We start from the raw sequence: 296 nt of genomic DNA, 5'->3' as shown, positions 1-296 counted from the left end.
CTCGGCCTTGATGGGCTCGGGCTCGGTGGGGGCCTCGGGTGCTTTGGCCGGCTCGGGTTCGACCTCGGCGACGGCGGGTGCGGGTTCCGGCTCGGTGGGGGTCTCGGCCTTGATGGGCTCGGGCTCGGTGGGGGCCTCGGGTGCTTTGGCCGGCTCGGGTTCGACCTCGGCGACGGCGGGTGCGGGTTCCGGCTCGGTCTCGGGCTCGGCTGCGGGCTCGGGCTCGGGCTCGGTGGGGGCCTCGGCCTTGACGGGCTCGGGCTCGGCGGGGGCCTCGGGTGCTTTGGCCGGCTCGT

1 pseudogene is annotated in these 296 nt (G+C 76.7%); it reads right to left on the bottom strand.

What is annotated here, in order from left to right:
- Positions 1–296 (bottom strand): annotated as a pseudogene (locus ACZ3IC_RS16245) (VWA domain-containing protein); the annotation flags it as partial.

The sequence above is a fragment of the Streptomyces sp. NPDC002958 genome (assembly GCF_055563255.1).
This window is presented reverse-complemented; position numbering and strand designations above follow the sequence as displayed.